At 60.4% G+C, this 16,908-nt stretch carries 15 protein-coding genes; 10 read left to right on the top strand and 5 right to left on the bottom strand.

Features of this window, described 5'->3' with window-relative positions:
• Position 1: 1 nt before the first annotated feature.
• Together LOH54_RS10280 and waaC are read right to left on the bottom strand one after the other, a co-directional pair.
• Positions 2 to 889, bottom strand: a complete 888-nt coding sequence (locus tag LOH54_RS10280) for a lipid A biosynthesis lauroyl acyltransferase (protein WP_231018970.1) — start codon at positions 887 to 889, stop codon at positions 2 to 4.
• Entirely contained in the window at positions 886 to 1,872 is a 987-nt protein-coding gene (waaC, locus tag LOH54_RS10275) for a lipopolysaccharide heptosyltransferase I (protein WP_231018969.1), read from the bottom strand. The genes LOH54_RS10280 and waaC overlap by 4 nt, the downstream gene beginning before the upstream one ends.
• 115 nt (positions 1,873 to 1,987) lie before the next feature.
• On the opposite strand from waaC, the gene LOH54_RS10270 reads away from it, so the two are divergent.
• From LOH54_RS10270 to LOH54_RS10235, 8 genes are read left to right on the top strand one after another with little or no spacing between them, the layout of a single operon-like run.
• The gene (locus LOH54_RS10270) at positions 1,988 to 2,899 is read left to right on the top strand and encodes a PDC sensor domain-containing protein (RefSeq protein ID WP_231018968.1); all 912 of its coding nucleotides are present in this window, start codon (positions 1,988 to 1,990) and stop codon (positions 2,897 to 2,899) included.
• Positions 2,896 to 3,507: an imidazole glycerol phosphate synthase subunit HisH gene (hisH, locus tag LOH54_RS10265; RefSeq protein ID WP_231018967.1), complete on the top strand. Its 612-nt coding sequence runs from the start codon at positions 2,896 to 2,898 to the stop codon at positions 3,505 to 3,507. The genes LOH54_RS10270 and hisH overlap by 4 nt, the downstream gene beginning before the upstream one ends.
• 11 nt (positions 3,508 to 3,518) lie before the next feature.
• Positions 3,519 to 4,235, top strand: a complete 717-nt coding sequence (hisA, locus tag LOH54_RS10260) for a 1-(5-phosphoribosyl)-5-[(5-phosphoribosylamino)methylideneamino]imidazole-4-carboxamide isomerase (RefSeq protein ID WP_231018966.1) — start codon at positions 3,519 to 3,521, stop codon at positions 4,233 to 4,235.
• Positions 4,228 to 5,058, top strand: a complete 831-nt coding sequence (locus LOH54_RS10255) for a 50S ribosomal protein L11 methyltransferase (RefSeq protein ID WP_231018965.1) — start codon at positions 4,228 to 4,230, stop codon at positions 5,056 to 5,058. Before hisA ends, LOH54_RS10255 begins: the two co-directional genes overlap by 8 nt.
• A 7-nt stretch (positions 5,059 to 5,065) precedes the next feature.
• Positions 5,066 to 7,051, top strand: a complete 1,986-nt coding sequence (ftsH, locus tag LOH54_RS10250; RefSeq protein WP_231018964.1) for an ATP-dependent zinc metalloprotease FtsH — start codon at positions 5,066 to 5,068, stop codon at positions 7,049 to 7,051.
• Positions 7,048 to 7,680, top strand: a complete 633-nt coding sequence (locus tag LOH54_RS10245; RefSeq protein ID WP_231018963.1) for a phosphatidylserine decarboxylase — start codon at positions 7,048 to 7,050, stop codon at positions 7,678 to 7,680. Before ftsH ends, LOH54_RS10245 begins: the two co-directional genes overlap by 4 nt.
• 3 nt (positions 7,681 to 7,683) lie before the next feature.
• On the top strand, positions 7,684 to 8,430 hold the full coding sequence (gene pssA / locus LOH54_RS10240) for a CDP-diacylglycerol--serine O-phosphatidyltransferase (RefSeq protein WP_231018962.1): 747 nt from the start codon (positions 7,684 to 7,686) through the stop codon (positions 8,428 to 8,430).
• 60 nt (positions 8,431 to 8,490) lie between these two features.
• Positions 8,491 to 9,780 carry an MATE family efflux transporter gene (locus LOH54_RS10235; protein ID WP_231018961.1) on the top strand — a complete coding sequence of 430 codons (1,290 nt, stop codon included), beginning with the start codon at positions 8,491 to 8,493 and terminating at the stop codon, positions 9,778 to 9,780.
• Between the two features lie 28 nt (positions 9,781 to 9,808).
• Here the strand turns inward: LOH54_RS10235 and serS are convergent, their stop codons facing one another.
• A complete protein-coding gene (gene serS / locus LOH54_RS10230; RefSeq protein WP_231018960.1) occupies positions 9,809 to 11,053 on the bottom strand; it encodes a serine--tRNA ligase in 1,245 nt (414 codons plus the stop codon).
• A 103-nt stretch (positions 11,054 to 11,156) separates the two neighbouring features.
• Here serS and LOH54_RS10225 point away from each other — a divergent pair, with 103 nt between their 5' ends.
• Entirely contained in the window at positions 11,157 to 12,467 is a 1,311-nt protein-coding gene (locus LOH54_RS10225; RefSeq protein WP_231018959.1) for an aminopeptidase P N-terminal domain-containing protein, read from the top strand.
• Here LOH54_RS10225 and LOH54_RS10220 read toward each other — a convergent pair.
• Both LOH54_RS10220 and LOH54_RS10215 read right to left on the bottom strand, forming a co-directional pair.
• On the bottom strand, positions 12,455 to 12,946 hold the full coding sequence (locus LOH54_RS10220) for a 2'-5' RNA ligase family protein (protein WP_231018958.1): 492 nt from the start codon (positions 12,944 to 12,946) through the stop codon (positions 12,455 to 12,457). The two genes, LOH54_RS10225 and LOH54_RS10220, sit on opposite strands and share 13 nt — an antisense overlap.
• Positions 12,947 to 14,155, bottom strand: a complete 1,209-nt coding sequence (locus LOH54_RS10215) for an EAL and HDOD domain-containing protein (RefSeq protein WP_231018957.1) — start codon at positions 14,153 to 14,155, stop codon at positions 12,947 to 12,949. It abuts the gene before it with no gap.
• A 138-nt stretch (positions 14,156 to 14,293) separates the two neighbouring features.
• On the opposite strand from LOH54_RS10215, the gene pepN reads away from it, so the two are divergent.
• Positions 14,294 to 16,906 (top strand): aminopeptidase N, encoded by a 2,613-nt coding sequence (gene pepN / locus LOH54_RS10210; protein ID WP_231018956.1) that lies wholly within the window; start codon positions 14,294 to 14,296, stop codon positions 16,904 to 16,906.
• Positions 16,907 to 16,908: the final 2 nt, after the last annotated feature.

The raw sequence follows: 16,908 nt of genomic DNA, 5'->3' as shown, positions 1-16,908 counted from the left end.
ACTACGCTTCGTAGATCCCCTTGCTCCCGCCTTTCCAGCGGCGGTGGCACCAGAACCAGAACTTCGGCTCCTCCCGTATGATCCGCTCCATCACATCCGATTGGCGTTGTGTCGCGACGCGGATATCCTCTTCGGCGTTCTCCGTATGCGGTACGGGAACCTCCTCCTCAAAGCGGACGGTGTAGTGTTTTTCATTGTCAGTGTGGATAAAGACGGGGATGACCGCCGCGTTGTACTTGCGCGCCAGGAAGGCGGGAGCGGAGGTCTGGGTCACCTGCGTGCCGAAGAAATCGACAAAGATACTCTCCCGCGGCCGGATGTTCTGGTCGATCATCAGCGAGACCGCCTCTCCCTTTTTCAGAGCCCGGGTCAGGTGCTTGACGGCGCCGTGCTTTTCGGCCATATGCATCTGCAGGCGCGAACGCGACGCGAGCAGGTAGCGGTCGAAATAGGGGTTGTTGAGCTGCTTGTGGATGCTGACGGTGGGCATGATCTGCGAGGCGATGGCCGTCGCTCCGAGCTCCCAGTTGCCGAAATGCCCGGAGACGAAGATGACGGGGCGTCCCGCTTCACGGGCGCGGTCGACGATGTCGCGGTTGGCAAAGGTGACCAGCTCCGCCTGCCGCTGCGGGGTCATGCGCTGGTTCTCGAGGACCTGCAGGAAATTCAGCAGCAGGTTACGGTAACAGTAGCGCGCGATCGTCTTCTCTTCGGCTTCTCCGACGTTCTTCCCGAAAGCGATTTCGAGGTTGCGGCGGATGACGGCGCGGTGCTGGCGGTCGACCGCGTAGGCGAGGGAAGCGAGGCCGGTAAAGAACGCTTTACGCAGGGCGTAGGGCAGGAGCATCAGGCAAAACTCGACGGCGCGGAAAAAATAGTAGAGGATCATAGCAGCTCTTTCGCTTTCTGGATTACCGATGCGGGGGGGATCGCCCCGATGCTCATGTCGGTCTTGTCGATACGGAGGATATCGACCTCCGAGTCCGATTCGACCGCGACGTTCAGAGGGGTCTCGAACATCATCCGCGGGGTCGTCGGGCCGTAGAGGACGACAGAGGGGCGGTTCAGTGCCCAGGCGAGGTGGGTCGGCCCCGTATCGCCGCCGATCGCCAGTGCCGCGTGGCCGATGAGGTCGCGCAGTGCGGGCAGGTCGATTTTCGGTGCAACCCGGGCGTTGGGGGCCTCTGCTGCGATCGCTTCGGCATCCATGCGCTCACCCTCGGAACCCCAGACGAGGATGCAGGGCAGAGGCAGGGCGTCGCAGACGGCGGCCAGCTGCGCCGGCGGGTAGCATTTCGAGGGCCAGGAGGCTCCGACGACGACGGCAATGTAGGGGACGTCGTCCAGGAAATCCGGGCGGGGTCCGACCGGCAGCGCCGGGGTCTTGGCAAGCAGCTCCGCATCGCTGATCGCAAAACCGAGGGCTTCCGCGACGATATCGCAGTTGCGGCGGATGATGTTGGTCTCGTAGGGGATGCGGCTTTTGGTGCGGTAGAAGAGCGCCGCGGCGCCCTCCCGGGCCGAAGCGGCATCGAAGCCGTGGACGTTCGGGCCGAGCAGGCGGGCGACGAGGGCCGATTTGAGCAGCCCCTGCATATCGATGATAACGTCGTAGGGGCCCAGCGCGCGCAGCTGAACGATCGTGTCGCGCAGCAGGCCGAAGCGCTTTTCGCGTTTGAGCTGTTTGAGGGGAATGCCGTGGACCCGGTCTAGCGCCGGGTGTCCCTGCAGCATGGGGGCGAACTGCGCCTCGGTGATCCAGTCGATGCGGGCCTCGGGGCGGTGTTTGCGGATGAACTGCAAGACGACGGCGCTGTTGATGATGTCGCCCAGGGCGCTGAGACGGACGATGGCGATACGCGGGTGATTCATGGCGCTATTATAGCGTCAAACCCTTGAGCCTTTTGGGTGCTCCCCTTCGTCCTTTAGCGCTTTGCCATCAGGGGTGCGGTATAATCACGTACTACTATTTGAGGACGGGAATGCCATGGTCGCACGCGACATACAGAACTTTTCCGAGATCCGCACGAAAGCGCGGGCCTATTTTTGCTACCTCTTCTCCAAGAACCTGCCCAACCGCCTGCCGTCGATCACTCCCGAAGCGATCATGGTGCGCATGCAGAAGATCATGGGCGATCTGCGGGATGCGGAGGGAATCTACCTGCTGGACCAGAAGGGCGTGCAGGTCACCCCGACCTTTCTGCCCGGGGATAAGCAGACGGACGAGGATTTCGGGCGCATCCGTTCGGACCGCGCCTACTACTACCGGGCGGCGCGGGAGAAGCGCTGTACCATCACCGACCCGTACCCGTCGCTGATCACCCAGGACCTTACCATTACGGCCTCGCAGCCGATCTTTGACGAAAACGGGACACTGCTCTATGTCGCCTGCCTCGACATGCCGTTGGATGCGGTACTGCAGATCGCGCACCCGATGGCGCTGCACTCCTTTTACGGACGCCTTTTCCGTTACGGCTACGCGGCCTTTACCTTTATGCTGGCCATGGTGGCGCTGCTGCTCTTCATCAAGGGGGTGACGACCTTCCTGCACTTCGGACTGGACGTGCGCAATATCGAGATCAAAGAGGTCTTCGAGTCGACGATTCTCCTGACCCTGGCCCTGGCCATCTTTGACCTTGTCAAGACCCTCTTCGAGGAGGAGGTCCTGGGGCGGCACAGGCAGGACAGCGGGGCATCCGACCCGCATAAAACGATGGTACGTTTCCTCGGCTCCATCATCATCGCCCTCTCCATCGAGGCCCTGATGCTTGTCTTCAAGTTCGCGATGACCGAGCCGGCGATGCTGGTCAACGCCATCTATATCATCGGCGGGGTCTCCATCCTGCTGGTGGCACTGGCCCTCTATATCAAATTTACGAAAAGAGCGATTGAAGAATGATAGGTATCTGTGACTACAACATGGGCAACCTGGCCAGCGTGAAAAATGCTTTCGCGCTGCTGGGAGAGGACGTGGCCGTCGAAAGCGATCCGGAGAAACTTGCCGGGTACGACCGGCTGATCCTGCCCGGTGTCGGGGCTTACGGAGACGCGATGGAGCACCTGCGCGAGCGGGGCATGGACGAGGCGCTGAGAGCCTATGCGCGCAGCGGCAAACCGATGCTCGGCATCTGCCTCGGTATGCAGCTGTTGTTTGAGAGCAGCGAGGAGTTCGGCCCGAACCCGGGGCTGGGGCTGATCAAAGGGAAGGTCATCGCCTTCGATACGGCGAAGTTCGACCATCCGCTGAAGGTGCCGCACATGGGATGGAACCGCATGTTCACTCGGGAACATTCCCTTTTCGCAGGGCTTGACGAGGCGCACTACCTCTATTTCGTCCACTCCTTCCACGCCGTGGCCGGCGAAGATGCGGACATCATCGGGGAGACGGAGTATGGCTACCGCTTTACGAGCGCCGTCGCCCACGACAACGTGATGGGTATCCAGCCCCACCCGGAGAAGAGCCACAAGAACGGGCTGCAGATCCTGAAAAATTTTATCAACCTGTGAGGAAGCAACGTATGACGATATTACCGGCAATTGACCTGAAAGACGGTGAGGCGGTCCGCCTCACCAAGGGGCTTATGGAGAGTGCGAAGGTGTACTCCTCCCAGCCCTGGGAGCTTGTCAAGCGTTTCGAGGAGCTGGGGGCTGAATGGGTCCACCTCGTCGACCTTAACGGCGCCTTCGCCGGAGAGCCGAAGAACCTCGAACAGATCGAGAAGATCCGCCAGAACTGCAGCGTCAAGCTGGAGCTGGGCGGCGGGATCCGCGACGAAGCGACGATCAAACGCTACCTTGACCTGGGCATCGACCGCGTCATCCTCGGCTCCATCGCCGTCAAGGACCCGGATTTCGTCAAAGCGATGGCGGCCAAATACCCTGTTGTCGTCGGCATCGACTCCATTGACGGTTACGTCGCCGTCGAGGGGTGGGGCGAAGTGAGCGAGATGAAAGCGACGGACCTGGCAAAGGCCTTCGCTGACGCGGGTGTCGAGGCGATCATCTGTACCGATGTCGGCCGTGACGGGACGCTCAGCGGCGTCAATGTCGATTTCACCCTCGATATAGCCCGCGCTTCCGGCATCCCGACGATCGCCAGCGGCGGGGTTCGCGACGACAGCGACCTGGCGGCGCTGGCAGTGACCGACGAGGTCGCCGGAGTGATCATCGGGAAGGCCTTCTATGAAGGGACGATCGACCTCGAAGAGGTGCTGAAGGTGTACGGGAATGGATGAGATCTACTATGAACTGACCGTCAACCCTTCGTCGCACCGGGAGCTTTTTGCCGATTTCCTGGCCGATACTCTCCCGGTCGGCTTTGAAGAGACCGACGAGGGCTTTATCGTCCGCAGCGAAGATGACCTCTCTACCCTGCAGTGGGGCCTGGAACAGTTTGCCGAAGCGCTGCAGAAGGCACTGGGGAGCAGCATCGACGTCGAGATGACCCTGGAGAAGAAACGGACCGAGGACTGGGTGCGTGCCTATCAGGAGAGCGTCACCCCCGTCGAGGTGGCACCTTTTTACGTTCACCCGACCTGGAGCGATCCGCATCCTGAACGGGTCAACATCGTCCTCGACCCGGCACTGGCCTTCGGGACGGGGCACCACCCCACGACGGCGTCATGTCTCGAAGCGGTCGGACGCTTCGTCGAACCAGGCGATGACGTCATCGATGTCGGCTGCGGCAGCGGCATCCTCTCCATCGCCGCCTGTAAGCTCGGCGCGAATGTCGATGCCTGCGACACGGACCCGGTCTCGGTCGGCAACACCCTGGAGAACTGCGAACTCAACGACGTGGACCTCCGCCACATCTGGGAAGGGTCGGCGGCCCAGGCGACGGCGACGTACGACGTCGTCATCGCCAATATCGTCGCGGACGTTCTCGTCTTCATCGCCGACGAGCTGAAAAAGCTGTTGCGGCCGGGCGGCAGGCTGATTCTTTCAGGCATATTGGATAAATATGAAGCTAAAATTGTGGAGGCTTACGCGGATATGGATGTCGCGGAGCGAATCGCAAAAGAGGAATGGGTCACCCTTGTCGTGACACCAAAAGGATAATTATTTTATGGCGCAACAAGATAACAATCAAGAGAACAATAACAAGAACTTTTTTAACCAGAACCCCCTGATCACCTTCGCGATCTTTTCGGTCGTCGTCATTCTGATCTTCAAAGCCCTTATCGGTGAGCAGGGCGGCAACGGCGTAATGGGTCAGAGCGTCAGCAAGACGCAGGAGGTCAGCTACTCCGAGCTCAAGGATCTTATCAAGAGCAAGAGCATCTCCAAAGTGGCGATAGGCCAGTCCTACATCCGCGCCTTGGGTGAGCAGAACGGTCAGAAGATCACCTATACGGCGCGCAAAGTCGCCAATGACGATACCCTCGTACCGCTGTTGGATCAGGAGAAGATCGACTACAGCGGCTTCTCCGAATCCAACTGGTTTACGGAGATGTTCGGATGGCTGCTGCCGTTCCTGATCATCATCGCCATCTGGATGTTCATGGCGGGCCGCATGCAAAAAAACATGGGCGGCGGCATTCTCGGCATGGGCAACGCCAAGAAGCTTGTGAACTCCGAAAAGCCCAAAACGAAGTTTGAGGACGTCGCCGGGGCGGAAGAGGCCAAAGAAGAGGTCCACGAGATCGTCGACTTCCTCCGCTACCCGGAGCGCTATGTCGAACTGGGTGCCAAGATCCCGAAGGGGGTCCTGCTGGTCGGAAGCCCGGGGACGGGTAAGACCCTTCTGGCCAAGGCTGTTGCGGGTGAAGCGGACGTGCCGTTCTTCTCCGTGTCGGGCTCGAGCTTTATCGAGATGTTCGTCGGGGTCGGTGCCGCGCGGGTCCGCGACCTCTTCGAACAGGCGAAGAAAGATGCCCCCTCCATCATCTTTATCGACGAGATCGACGCCATCGGTAAGAGCCGTGCCGCCGGCGGTATGATGGGCGGCAACGACGAGCGTGAGCAGACCCTTAACCAGCTGCTCGCCGAGATGGACGGTTTCAGCACCGACACACCGATTATCATCCTTGCCGCGACGAACCGCCCGGAGGTTCTCGACCCTGCGCTCCTGCGCCCGGGCCGTTTCGACCGCCAGGTGCTTGTCGACAAACCCGATTACGAGGGGCGTATCGCGATCCTGAAGGTGCATGTCAAAGGGATCAAGATCGACGAGGATGTCGACCTCGAAGAGATCGCGCGCCTGACCGCCGGTCTGGCGGGGGCAGACCTTGCCAACATCATCAACGAGGCGGCGCTGCTCGCGGGCCGTAAGAGCCAGAAAAGCGTCCACCAGCGCGATATCCGCGAATCGGTCGAGCGCGCCATCGCCGGCCTGGCGAAGAAGAGCCGCCGCATCGACGAGAAAGAGAAGCGGATTGTCGCTTACCACGAGAGCGGCCACGCTCTGCTGGCTGAAACGACAAAGGGGGCGAAGAAGGTCTCCAAGGTCTCTATCGTTCCGCGCGGCCTTGCAGCGCTGGGGTATACCCTCAATACGCCCGAGGAGAACAAGTATCTGGCGCAGAAGCACGAACTGTTCGCCGAGGTTGATGTCCTGCTGGGCGGCCGTGCAGCCGAAGAGGTCTTTATCGGCGAGATCTCGACGGGGGCGAGCAACGACCTCGAACGTGCCACCGATATCATCAAGGCCATGGTCCAAATGTACGGCATGAGCGACGTCGCCGGCTTGATGGTCCTCGAGCGCCAGCGCAGCACCTTCCTCGGCGGCGGGATGAGTCAGGCCCGCGAATACAGCGAGAAAATGGCGCAGGATATGGACGCCTTTATCAAGCAGACGCTCGAAGAGCACTATACGGACGTCAAAGCGCGCCTGGAGACCTACCGCGGCGCGATCGAGGATATGGTCTCCCTGCTGTACAAACGCGAGAACATTACCGGGGCCGAGGTGCGCGAGATTATCCAGGCGTTCGAAACGGCCAACGGCATGGAAACCCTGCTGGACGAAACGGCGGCGGCCAAAGCCGACCGTGAAGTCTCCGAAGATATGTCGCAGGCCTCTGCGATGCCTGAGGACGGCACGGAGCGGTCATGAACGCCCTGAGAGACCTGATCGTCAAAGAGGGATGGAAGCCAATAGGCATCGCCGCGGCTGCGGCCCTTCTTTGCGCGTTTTTCGATTGGGAACTCATGTCGTGGTTCTTCATTGCCGCCGCGGGGTATCTGCTGTGGAAATACCGCAAACCCGCCCGGACGGCGGCCTATTTTGAAAAAGGGAGCGTGACCGCGCCCTGCGACGGAAGGGTGACGGCAATCGATACCCTTCCCGACGGCAGCGTTTTGGTCGAGATCGAAACAGGCTGGTTCGATGCGGCACTGCTGACCGTCCCTTTTGTGGAAGGTGTACCCTCTTTCGAGACGGTGACCCGGGGGAGCCGGCTGGCACGCCGCTCTCCCCTTTTTGAAACGCTCAATGAACGGGGGGCGATCGTGTTTGAGGACGAAGAGGGTCGGAGCGTCACCCTGACGCATATCCTGATGCTCACCCCCTTTGCGCTCCTGATCGACACCAATCTTCCCGGGAAGCGCCGCATGCGGGGCGAACGCTACGGTGTACTGACCCATGGGGTGACACGCCTCACATTGCCGGCTTCGACGCGGGTCGCCGTCAACCCTGGTGAGAAGGTCTACGCCACCCAGACCCTGCTGGGGTATATGAGGTAATTCATGGCCGCACCGTCGCGCTCACTTGCTTTTCTGCTTCCGAACCTCTTCACCGCCGCAAGTATCTTCGCCGGTGTCTACAGCATGATAGCCGCCACGCAGGGACGGTTCGGGTTTGCCGCGTGGATGATACTCCTTTCGCTCATCTTCGACGGACTCGACGGCCGTGTCGCCCGCCTGACCAACACCTGCAGCCGCTTCGGCGCCGAGTTCGACTCCCTGGCCGATATCATCGCCTTCGGTGCCGCACCGGCGATGCTCATCTACCTCTATGCCGGGCACGAGTACGGGCGTTTCGGGGTGCTGGTGAGCGCGCTTTTCGTCATCTTCGGCGCGATACGTCTTGCCCGTTTCAACGTGATGACCGCCCAGACGGAACCCTCAGTCTTCATCGGGGTGCCTATTCCGACCGCGGCGACGTTTTCGGCCGTGCTCGTGCTGCTGTTCACGAAATACGGGGGGCATGCCGCCTACGGCTGGATCATCCTGGCCGGTGCCCTTGTCACGGCGCTGCTGATGGTCAGCAACATCCGTTACCCCAGTTTCAAAAAGATCGATATGCACGCGATGCACGTCAAGCGGGTCCTGGTGGCGCTGTTGGTGGCGGCTTCGCTGATCTTCCTTTTCCCCATCGAGGGCGTCGCCCTGATGTTTACGATCTACATCCTCTACGGACCGCTGCGCGCCACCTGGTTCTTCTACCAGCGCTATACCCTGCTGCGCAAATACCGGCACCGGCATAAAAAGTAGCCGGGTGTCCTGGCACCCATATTGCAATAGTGCCGTCATACCACCGACACTGCGGAGCCCATGAACAAAAAGATACTCTCCCTCGCGATCCCGAACATTATCAGCAATATCTCCGTGCCGCTGGTCTCGGCGGTCGATACGATGCTGATGGGGCACCAGGGGAGCGCCGAGCTGGCCGCACTGGGGCTGGTGAGCATGATCTTCGTTTTCCTCTACGGTTCGCTCAACTTCCTGCGCATGGGAACGACGGGCATGACCGCGCAGGCCTTCGGAGCGCACGATGCGCGGGGCATCTCCCTGACGCTCTACCGCGCGCTGCTCGTGACGCTGCTGTTTGCGGGACTGCTGCTGCTCTTTAGGGAGCCGCTGGCCGTGACGGCGTTTGAGCTGATGAACGTCGGGGCGGGGTACAGCGAGGAGGCGCGGCGCTATTTCGAGCTGCGCATCTGGACGGCGCCGGCGGTGTTGATGCTCTATGCGCTGACGGGGTGGTACTTCGGGATGCAGAATGCTGTAATCCCGCTCGCGATCACCCTCTGTATCAACCTTGTCAATATCGTGCTCAGCTACTACTTTGTCATGGAACTGGGCTGGGGGATAGAGGGGGCGGCGTACGGCACGCTCATCGCCCAGTACGCCGGGCTGCTCCTCGCGGTGGCATTTCTGTTCAAATACAGAGAACGGCTGCACCCCTACGGCATGGCGGCACTGCTCAAACGCAGCGAACTGGGGCGTTTCCTGCATGTCAACAAGGATATCTTCATCCGAACGACGGCGCTGACCTTCGTCTTTGCCTTTTTTTACTCCCAGGCGGCCAAAGAGAGCGAGCAGACCCTGACGGTAATGATCCTTCTGCTGCAGTTCGTCGTCTGGTTCGCCTACAGCCTGGACGGCTTTGCCAACGCGGCAGAGTCCCTGGTGGGCAGATATTACGGGGCAAAGGAGTGGGAAGATTTCCACCGCGTCATCCGATATCTTTTCGCCTGGGGGATCGGCTTCAGCCTGCTCTATATGCTCTTTTACGGGCTTTTCGGCGAGGCGCTGCTGCAGCTATATACGGACCAGCGTGCCATTATTGAGGCCACGCTGCCCTTTATACCCTACGTTGCCGCCGTGCCACTGCTGAGCTTCGCCGCCTTTATCTGGGACGGGGTCTTTATCGGGATGACGGCATCAAGGGCGCTGCGCAACGCCATCCTCTACTCCACGGCGCTTTTCCTCGGGCTTTTTTACCTGACGGAGGGGACTGATTTCACCTATGCGCTCTGGATCAATTTCATGCTTTTCTTCCTGTTCCGGGGTGTGGTTCAGAGCTGGATGTTTTTACGCAGAAGAGAGGAGTTGGTATAGCGGTCCCCGTTGTGGAAACCGTCTAGGATCAGAGGTACTTGTGCAGGACCTGGGGGATCTCGATGGAGCCGTCTTCGTTTTGGAAGTTCTCCATAATGGCGACCATCGTGCGGCCGACGGCGAGGGAGGAGCCGTTTAGCGTGTGGGCGAGGAGGTTTTTCTTGCCCTCTTTGTAGCGGATCTTTGCCCGGCGGGCCTGGAAGTCGCGGGTGTTGGAGACGGAACTGATCTCGCGGTAGGTGCTCTGCCCCGGCAGCCACACCTCGAGGTCGATCGTCTTTGCCGCGCCGAAGCCGAGGTCGCCGGTGCAGAGGGTGACGAGGCGGTGGGGGAGTTCGAGGGCTTTGAGCAGGTCGGAGGCGCAGGCCACCATCTCGTCGAAGACACGGTCGCTGTCGTCGGCCTTGGTGATACAGACGAGTTCGACCTTTCTAAACTGGTGCTGACGGATGATGCCGCGGGTGTCGCGCCCGGCGGAGCCCGCCTCTTTGCGGAAACAGGCGGTGTGCCCCGTCATTTTGATCGGCAGCGCCTCTTCGGGGATGATCTCGTCCTGGTAGAGGTTCGTCAGCGGCACCTCGGCCGTCGGGACGAGGTAGAGATCCTCCTCCTCGGTCTTATAAAGGTCCTCTTCGAACTTCGGCAGCTGGCCGGTACCTTCGAGCGCGCGGCTGTTGACGAGTTCAGGCACGCTCATCTCCGTAAAGCCGCGTTCGCGGTTGAAGTCGAGCATGAAGTTGATGAGGGCGCGCTCCAGGCGTGCACCCATGTCGTTCATGACGGCAAAACGGCTGTGGGCGATCTTGACGCCGCGCTCGAAATCGATCCAGCCGTTGGCTTCCGCCAGTTCCCAGTGCTCTTTCGGGGTGAAAGCGAAGCTGCGCGGTTCGAGGATCTTGGCGATCTCGACGTTGTCGTTTTCGTCTTCGCCGTCGGGGACGTCGGCATCGGGCATGTTCGGGATCCCCATCGCGAGGCTGTCGAGGGCGGCCTCGGCTTCGCGCTGCGCCTCCTGCAGTTCGCCGATGCGGAGCTTGTTCGCGTCGACCTTTTCCTTGAGCTCGGCGATGTCTTTCCCCTCTTTTTTATACTGCCCGAAAAGGCGGCTCATCTCGTTCTGGGCCGCCTGCACCTCTTCGAAAGCCACCTTGGCTTTTTTGAGGGCTTCGTTGCGCGTGCGGAGTTCTTCGATCAGGTCGGGGCTGACCTTTTTGCGCATCAGCGCGGCACTGACGTTTTCGAAATCTTTCTGAAGCAGTTTGAGGTCGATCATCTGGGTCCCTGGTTAATGTATTGTCGGGGCGGCCGCGGGCGACTGCCCGCTTTTTGCGCCGTAAAAGTTGTGCAATTATAGCGAAACGGGCTACAATTACGGCATGAACGAATTGACCTACAAACAGAGGCGCGACGGGCTGTTAGCACAGATGGAAGAGGGCGCTGCCGTGCTCGGTACCGCGACGCTGAAGACCCGCTCCAACGACACGGAATACCCCTATCGCCAGAACAGCGATTTTTTCTACCTGACGGGTTTTGAAGAGGATAATGCCGCCCTCGTACTTATAAGGGGCGGCGATGCCAATAAGAGCGTACTGTTTGTCCAGCCGAAAGTCGAGGAGATGGAGCTCTGGACGGGCAAGCGCACGGGTGTCGACGCGGCGAAGGAGCGTTTTGACTTCGACGAGGTCTATTCCGTCGAGGCGTTCGAGGAGAAGTTGCCCGAACTGCTGGAGAACCTGCCGCGGCTCTACGGCGATATTTTCGGGGCGGACGAGCGCTTTGAAAGCGCCCGGAATGCGGCGGACAAACTGCGCCACAAGCGGGAGACGAAGCGACCCGTGACGCAGATGATCGACGTTACGCAGATGGTGCGGCAGATGCGGCTGCTCAAGAGCGAAGATGAGATCGCCACGATCCGCGCGGGACTGGAGATCACGGCGGCGGCGCATCACCACGCCATGGCGGTCTGTACCCCCGGGATGATGGAGTATGCGCTCCAGGCGGAGTATGAGTACATGTTCACAAAGAACGGCGCCTACAGCGACGCCTACACGACCATCATCGCCGGCGGGGACCACGCCAATACCCTGCACTACATCAAAAACGATGCGCCACTCAATGCAGGGGAACTCGTTCTCATCGACGCGGGGTGCGAATACCGCCACTACGCCACGGACATCACCCGCACCTTCCCCGTCGACGGCCGTTTCAGCGAGGCCCAGAAAGAGGTTTACGAGGCGGTCCTGGAGGTGCAGGTCGCCGTTATCGCCCAGATCGGGCCGGGGCTTCTCAAGAGCGAACTGCAGAAAAACGCCGAATGGATGCTCTGCGAGAAGATGGTCGCGCTGGGAATATTGCAAGGAGAGGTGGACGCGCTGATCGAGGCGAAAGCGCACAAAAAGTATTTCCCCCACGGCATCGGCCACTGGATGGGCATAGACGTGCACGACCAGGCCCCCTACCATGACGCGGAGGGCAACGAATTGCCCCTGGCACCCGGGATGGTGCTTACCATTGAGCCGGGGCTCTACCTGCCGGCGGGTGACACGTCGCTGCCTGAAAAGTACCGGGGGATCGGCATCCGGATCGAGGACGATATCCTTGTGACGGAGAGCGGCTGCGAAAACCTCAGCGCCGCGGTGGCCAAATCGGTCGAGGCGATCGAGGCGCGCTGCGCTCAGAACGCGTAAAGAGTGTCGTAGACGGCGCCGGCGGGCGTCAACGTGCTGCGCATCAGTTTTAACCCCCCTTCTATTTTCCCCGCAATGACCGCCTCGGCAGTCGTCTTCTCTTTTTCAAAACACGCCGTCTCGATCTTTTTGTAGCGCATCAGGGTGACGTGGGGGACGTAGTGCCGGTGGGGCTGCATTTCAAAAGCGCTGCTGAGCATCCGGTGCCCCTCCACCAGCGTCGGGTGCTCGCTCGCGGCATAAAGGATGCGGTTGTGCGAGAAGCGCTCAATTCCTTTGACATAGGCATCGGCCATGGGGAGATCGCAGCGGCGGACAATCTCGATGACCTGTTCGGGGGGGAAGCGGTCCCCCAGGAAGAGCAGCGTCGCGTGCAGGGAGGATTCCGGGCGCCACCGGCCCCGCATGCAGGGGGTGAAAACCGCTTGGATACCGGGGTAGTCGTAGAGCGTCGCCGCCTGGGCGAGAAAGAGGCGCATTTACATCTTGATCATGTTTTTCAGTGTCGGGAGAATCTCCGGCTCCAGCCCCAGCTCGTCCATCAGCAGGCGTACCGAGGCGGCGTCATCTTTTTCCAGGGCCAGGGCCAGGCCGAAGATCTTCCCGAGACGGCCCGAATGCAGCAGCAGGGCGTCTTCGATATGGTTGTCGACCGGCAGTCCGGAGAGCGCCGCTTTGAGCGGGAGGCCGAGGACCGGCTCCATCAGGGAGATCAGGGCCATGAGGCGTGCGCTGTCAAAGAGCTGTTCATCCTCGCTCTGCATGCAGCTGATGGTACAGTGCATGACGTCGATGCGCTGCTCCATCAGTTTCGAAAGGGGGCTTTTGCCCTCCTGGATCGTCTGGCCGCTTTTGGCGAAGATGATCAGCGAGAGCCAGTGTTTGAGCTGTTCGGTGCCCATTTTGACAATGATCTCCTCGATGGAGCGGTTGGGAAAGGGATTATTGAGGGAGTAGGAGTGCAGGTACTGCAGTAGCTGCATGGAGAGCTCGTTGTGGTTGCGCATCTCTTTGGCGATCTGGGCCATGGGGGTGCCGTCAAGCAGCATGTTGTAGATTTTGACAACACCCATGTGTTTGGGGTCGACACGGTTGTACTCCATCAAGACGGGGGCGCCGCAGGAGAATCCCTGGAAATAACGGAAGCCCTTTTCTCTGTAGGCATCGAAGACGTCGTCGATTTCGACGCGTTCGGCAACCAGCTGTTTCCCTTTGAAGCGATCGACGATCTTCGGCAGCAGATCGTTGTCGGTGGCGCTGGCGTCGATCTTGATGAAGTCGATAAAGGGAAGCAGAACGTCGTAAACGCCGGTGAGCCCCTGCTGCGTGTCAATGTTCTCAAGGGCGAAGCGGTAGCCGCTGTGATGCAGTTTTCTGAGGACCTCCGCCTCCCGGGTTCCCAGCTGCGCGTCGGCGGGGAGGGCGAAAACAAACAGCTTCGGCGGGACCGCCAGCAGGAGGTCCGTCAGCAGGACCGACGAATCGATGTTGATAAAGAGCGGGCGGTTCTCGGAGGCTTTTTGCAACCCGATCTGGTTGAGCAGCGCCACGAGCAGGGAGGCGGTTGCGGCCCGGGCGTTCTCGAAGCCGCTTTCGCCGACATTGTTGCGGTAATAAAACTCATAGCCGTAGATGTTCTTATCGGTATCCAAAATAGGCTGCCGCGCAAAAGTGTGTGTCGTATTCATTCTCAAGAACTCCCCTTCGCTATTTGTTTCTGTTGGTATCCTCAATCTTACCCCAAAATGGAACGTAATGTTCTTAAATAGGGTTCAGGTCTGCCTACGTTAAGATTGCACAGCCTATTTACGAGAAACGGAAAAAGCATGTCCCAACCCAAAACGATTTATTTGAAAGAGTATGAAGCCCCGGTATACCAGATCCTGAGTACGGAATTGACGTTCGAGATTTTCGAAGAGCATACCCTGGTGATTAACCGCATGGCGATCAAGCGCCGCGGAGACACTCCTGCGCCGCTGCTCCTGGACGGCGATGACCTGGAGCTGCTCTGCGTCAAGGTCGACGACGTCAAGATCCCCACGGACGCCTACGAACGGAACGAAGAGACGCTGACGATCTTCGACCCGGGTGCCGAGGCGACGGTGCAGGTGGTCACGAAGATCTATCCGGACAAGAATACGGCCCTGGAGGGGCTTTACCGTTCGGGGGGCATCTACTGCACCCAGTGCGAACCCCACGGCTTCCGCCGCATCACCTACTTTATCGACCGCCCCGACAATATGAGCGTCTTCACCGTCAAGGTGATCGCGGAGCAGTCCGCCTACCCGGTGCTGCTCAGCAACGGGAACCTGGAAGAGGAGGGGAGTTTCCCCGACGGGCGCCACTACGCCCTCTGGAAAGACCCCTTTCCGAAGCCCTCGTACCTCTTTGCCCTGGTGGCGGGCGACCTGGGCCGCATCAGCGACAGCTTTACGACGGCGGAGGGCAACGAGGTCGCTTTGCACATCTATGTCGACAAGGGTAACGAGCCGCGCGCCGACCATGCGATGCGTTCGCTTAAGGCGTCGATGCGCTGGGACGAGGAGACCTACGGCCGCAGCTACGACCTCTCCGTCTACAATATCGTCGCCGTGGACAGCTTCAACATGGGGGCGATGGAGAACAAGGGACTCAACATCTTCAACTCCCACTACGTCCTTGCCGACGAGGAGACGGCGACGGATGCCGACTTCCTGGGCATCGAGAGCGTCATCGCCCACGAGTATTTCCACAACTGGACGGGGAACCGCATCACCTGCCGCGACTGGTTCCAGCTGACCCTCAAAGAGGGGCTCACCGTCTTCCGGGACCAGAGTTTCAGCGCCGACATGCAGTCGGAAGTGGTGCAGCGCATCCGTGACGTCGACATGCTGCGCGAGCGGCAGTTCCCGGAAGATGCCGGTCCGACCGCACACCCCATCAAACCGGAACAGTACATCGAGATCAACAACTTCTACACGGCGACGGTGTACGAAAAAGGTTCGGAAGTGATCCGCATGCTTCACACGATCCTCGGGGAGGTGAAGTGGCGCGCGGCCATGGATCTCTACTTCGAGACCTTCGACGGCCAGGCCGTGCGCACGGAAGATTTCCTCTGGGCGATGCAGCAGCACAGCCCTATCGACCTCGCGCAGTTCGCGCGGTGGTACTCCCAGGAGCGGACCCCCTCGCTCTGCGCGGAGCACTCCTACGATGCGGCGTCGGGCCGGCTGACACTGAAGCTCGAGCAGATCGTCCCCGACGCGGTGGACGGCCGGAAGCAGCAGCCTTACTGTATGCCGCTGCGTCTCGCGCTGCTTGGGCATGCGGGCGAGGAGCTCCCGCTGCAGCTCGAGGGCGATACCGGGGCACAGCCGCTGCTGGCGCGGGGGATACTGCTCATTACCCACGACGAGGAGAGCTTCACCTTCGGCGGGCTGGCCTTGGAGCCCGCGCTGTCGCTCAACCGCCACTTTGGCGCCCCGGTGGTCATGGAGTATCCCCAGGAGGACGTGATGAACCTGATGCGCTATGATAGCGACGGGTTCGTTCGCTACGAAGCGGCCCAGTCCTTCGCGCGATCGACCCTGGAGGCGATGATGCGCGGGGAGGCGGTCAGCCCGCAGTTCCTCGAGAGCTTCCGGCATATTCTCGAGGATGAATCCCTCGATCTGCAGTTCAAGGCGCAGCTGCTCTCCCTGCCGACGGTGACGATGCTGATGCAGAGCCAGGAGACCGTCGACGTGCACGCCATCCTCGAAGCCTCCGACGCTCTGAAGCGCGAGATCGCCGTTGCCTGCGAAGCGACGATGCGCCGGCTCTACGCCCTCCTGCACCGTCCGGCACATATGGGGCTTGAAGCGGAGAGCATCGGGGCGCGCGCGCTGAAAAACCGGCTTCTCGGGTATCTGATGGCGCAGCAGGACGCCGAGAGCATCGACAGCGCAATGGCACAGTACGAAGAGAGCCATACGATGACGGATCGCCTGGCTGCGCTGCAGCTGCTGCACCACGGGGCTCCGGAGGCGGCGGAGGCGCCGATGCGCGACTTCTACGAGCGCTACAGCGCTGACATGCTGGTGATGACGAAGTACTTCAGCGTTATCGCCTCCTCTCCTCAGCCCGATACGCTTTCAAACGTGCGCGCGGCGATGGAGGATGAGGTCTTCAACATCAAAGTCCCGAACCTCGTGCGCTCCCTGATCGGAAGCTTCGCCCGCAACCCCTACCACTTCCACGCCTATGACGGCAGCGGCTACGCCTTCGTCGCGGAGCAGATCATCGCCCTTGACGCGATCAACCCGATGATCGCGGCGGGGCTGGCGGGTGCCTTCAAGACCTATAACCGTCTGAACGCGCACAGCCGTGCCCAGATGCGCGATGCGCTGGAGAGAGTGCAGGCGCACCGGGGCATTTCGAAAAACGTTTACGAGATCGTTGGAAAGATTCTGGCGGGATAAAG

Source organism: Sulfurimonas sp. HSL-3221 (assembly GCF_021044585.1).
In the GTDB taxonomy this organism is placed as follows: domain Bacteria; phylum Campylobacterota; class Campylobacteria; order Campylobacterales; family Sulfurimonadaceae; genus Thiomicrolovo; species Thiomicrolovo sulfuroxydans.
The sequence above is the reverse complement of the archived record's forward strand: the minus strand, read 5'-3'. Positions and strand labels throughout refer to the sequence as shown.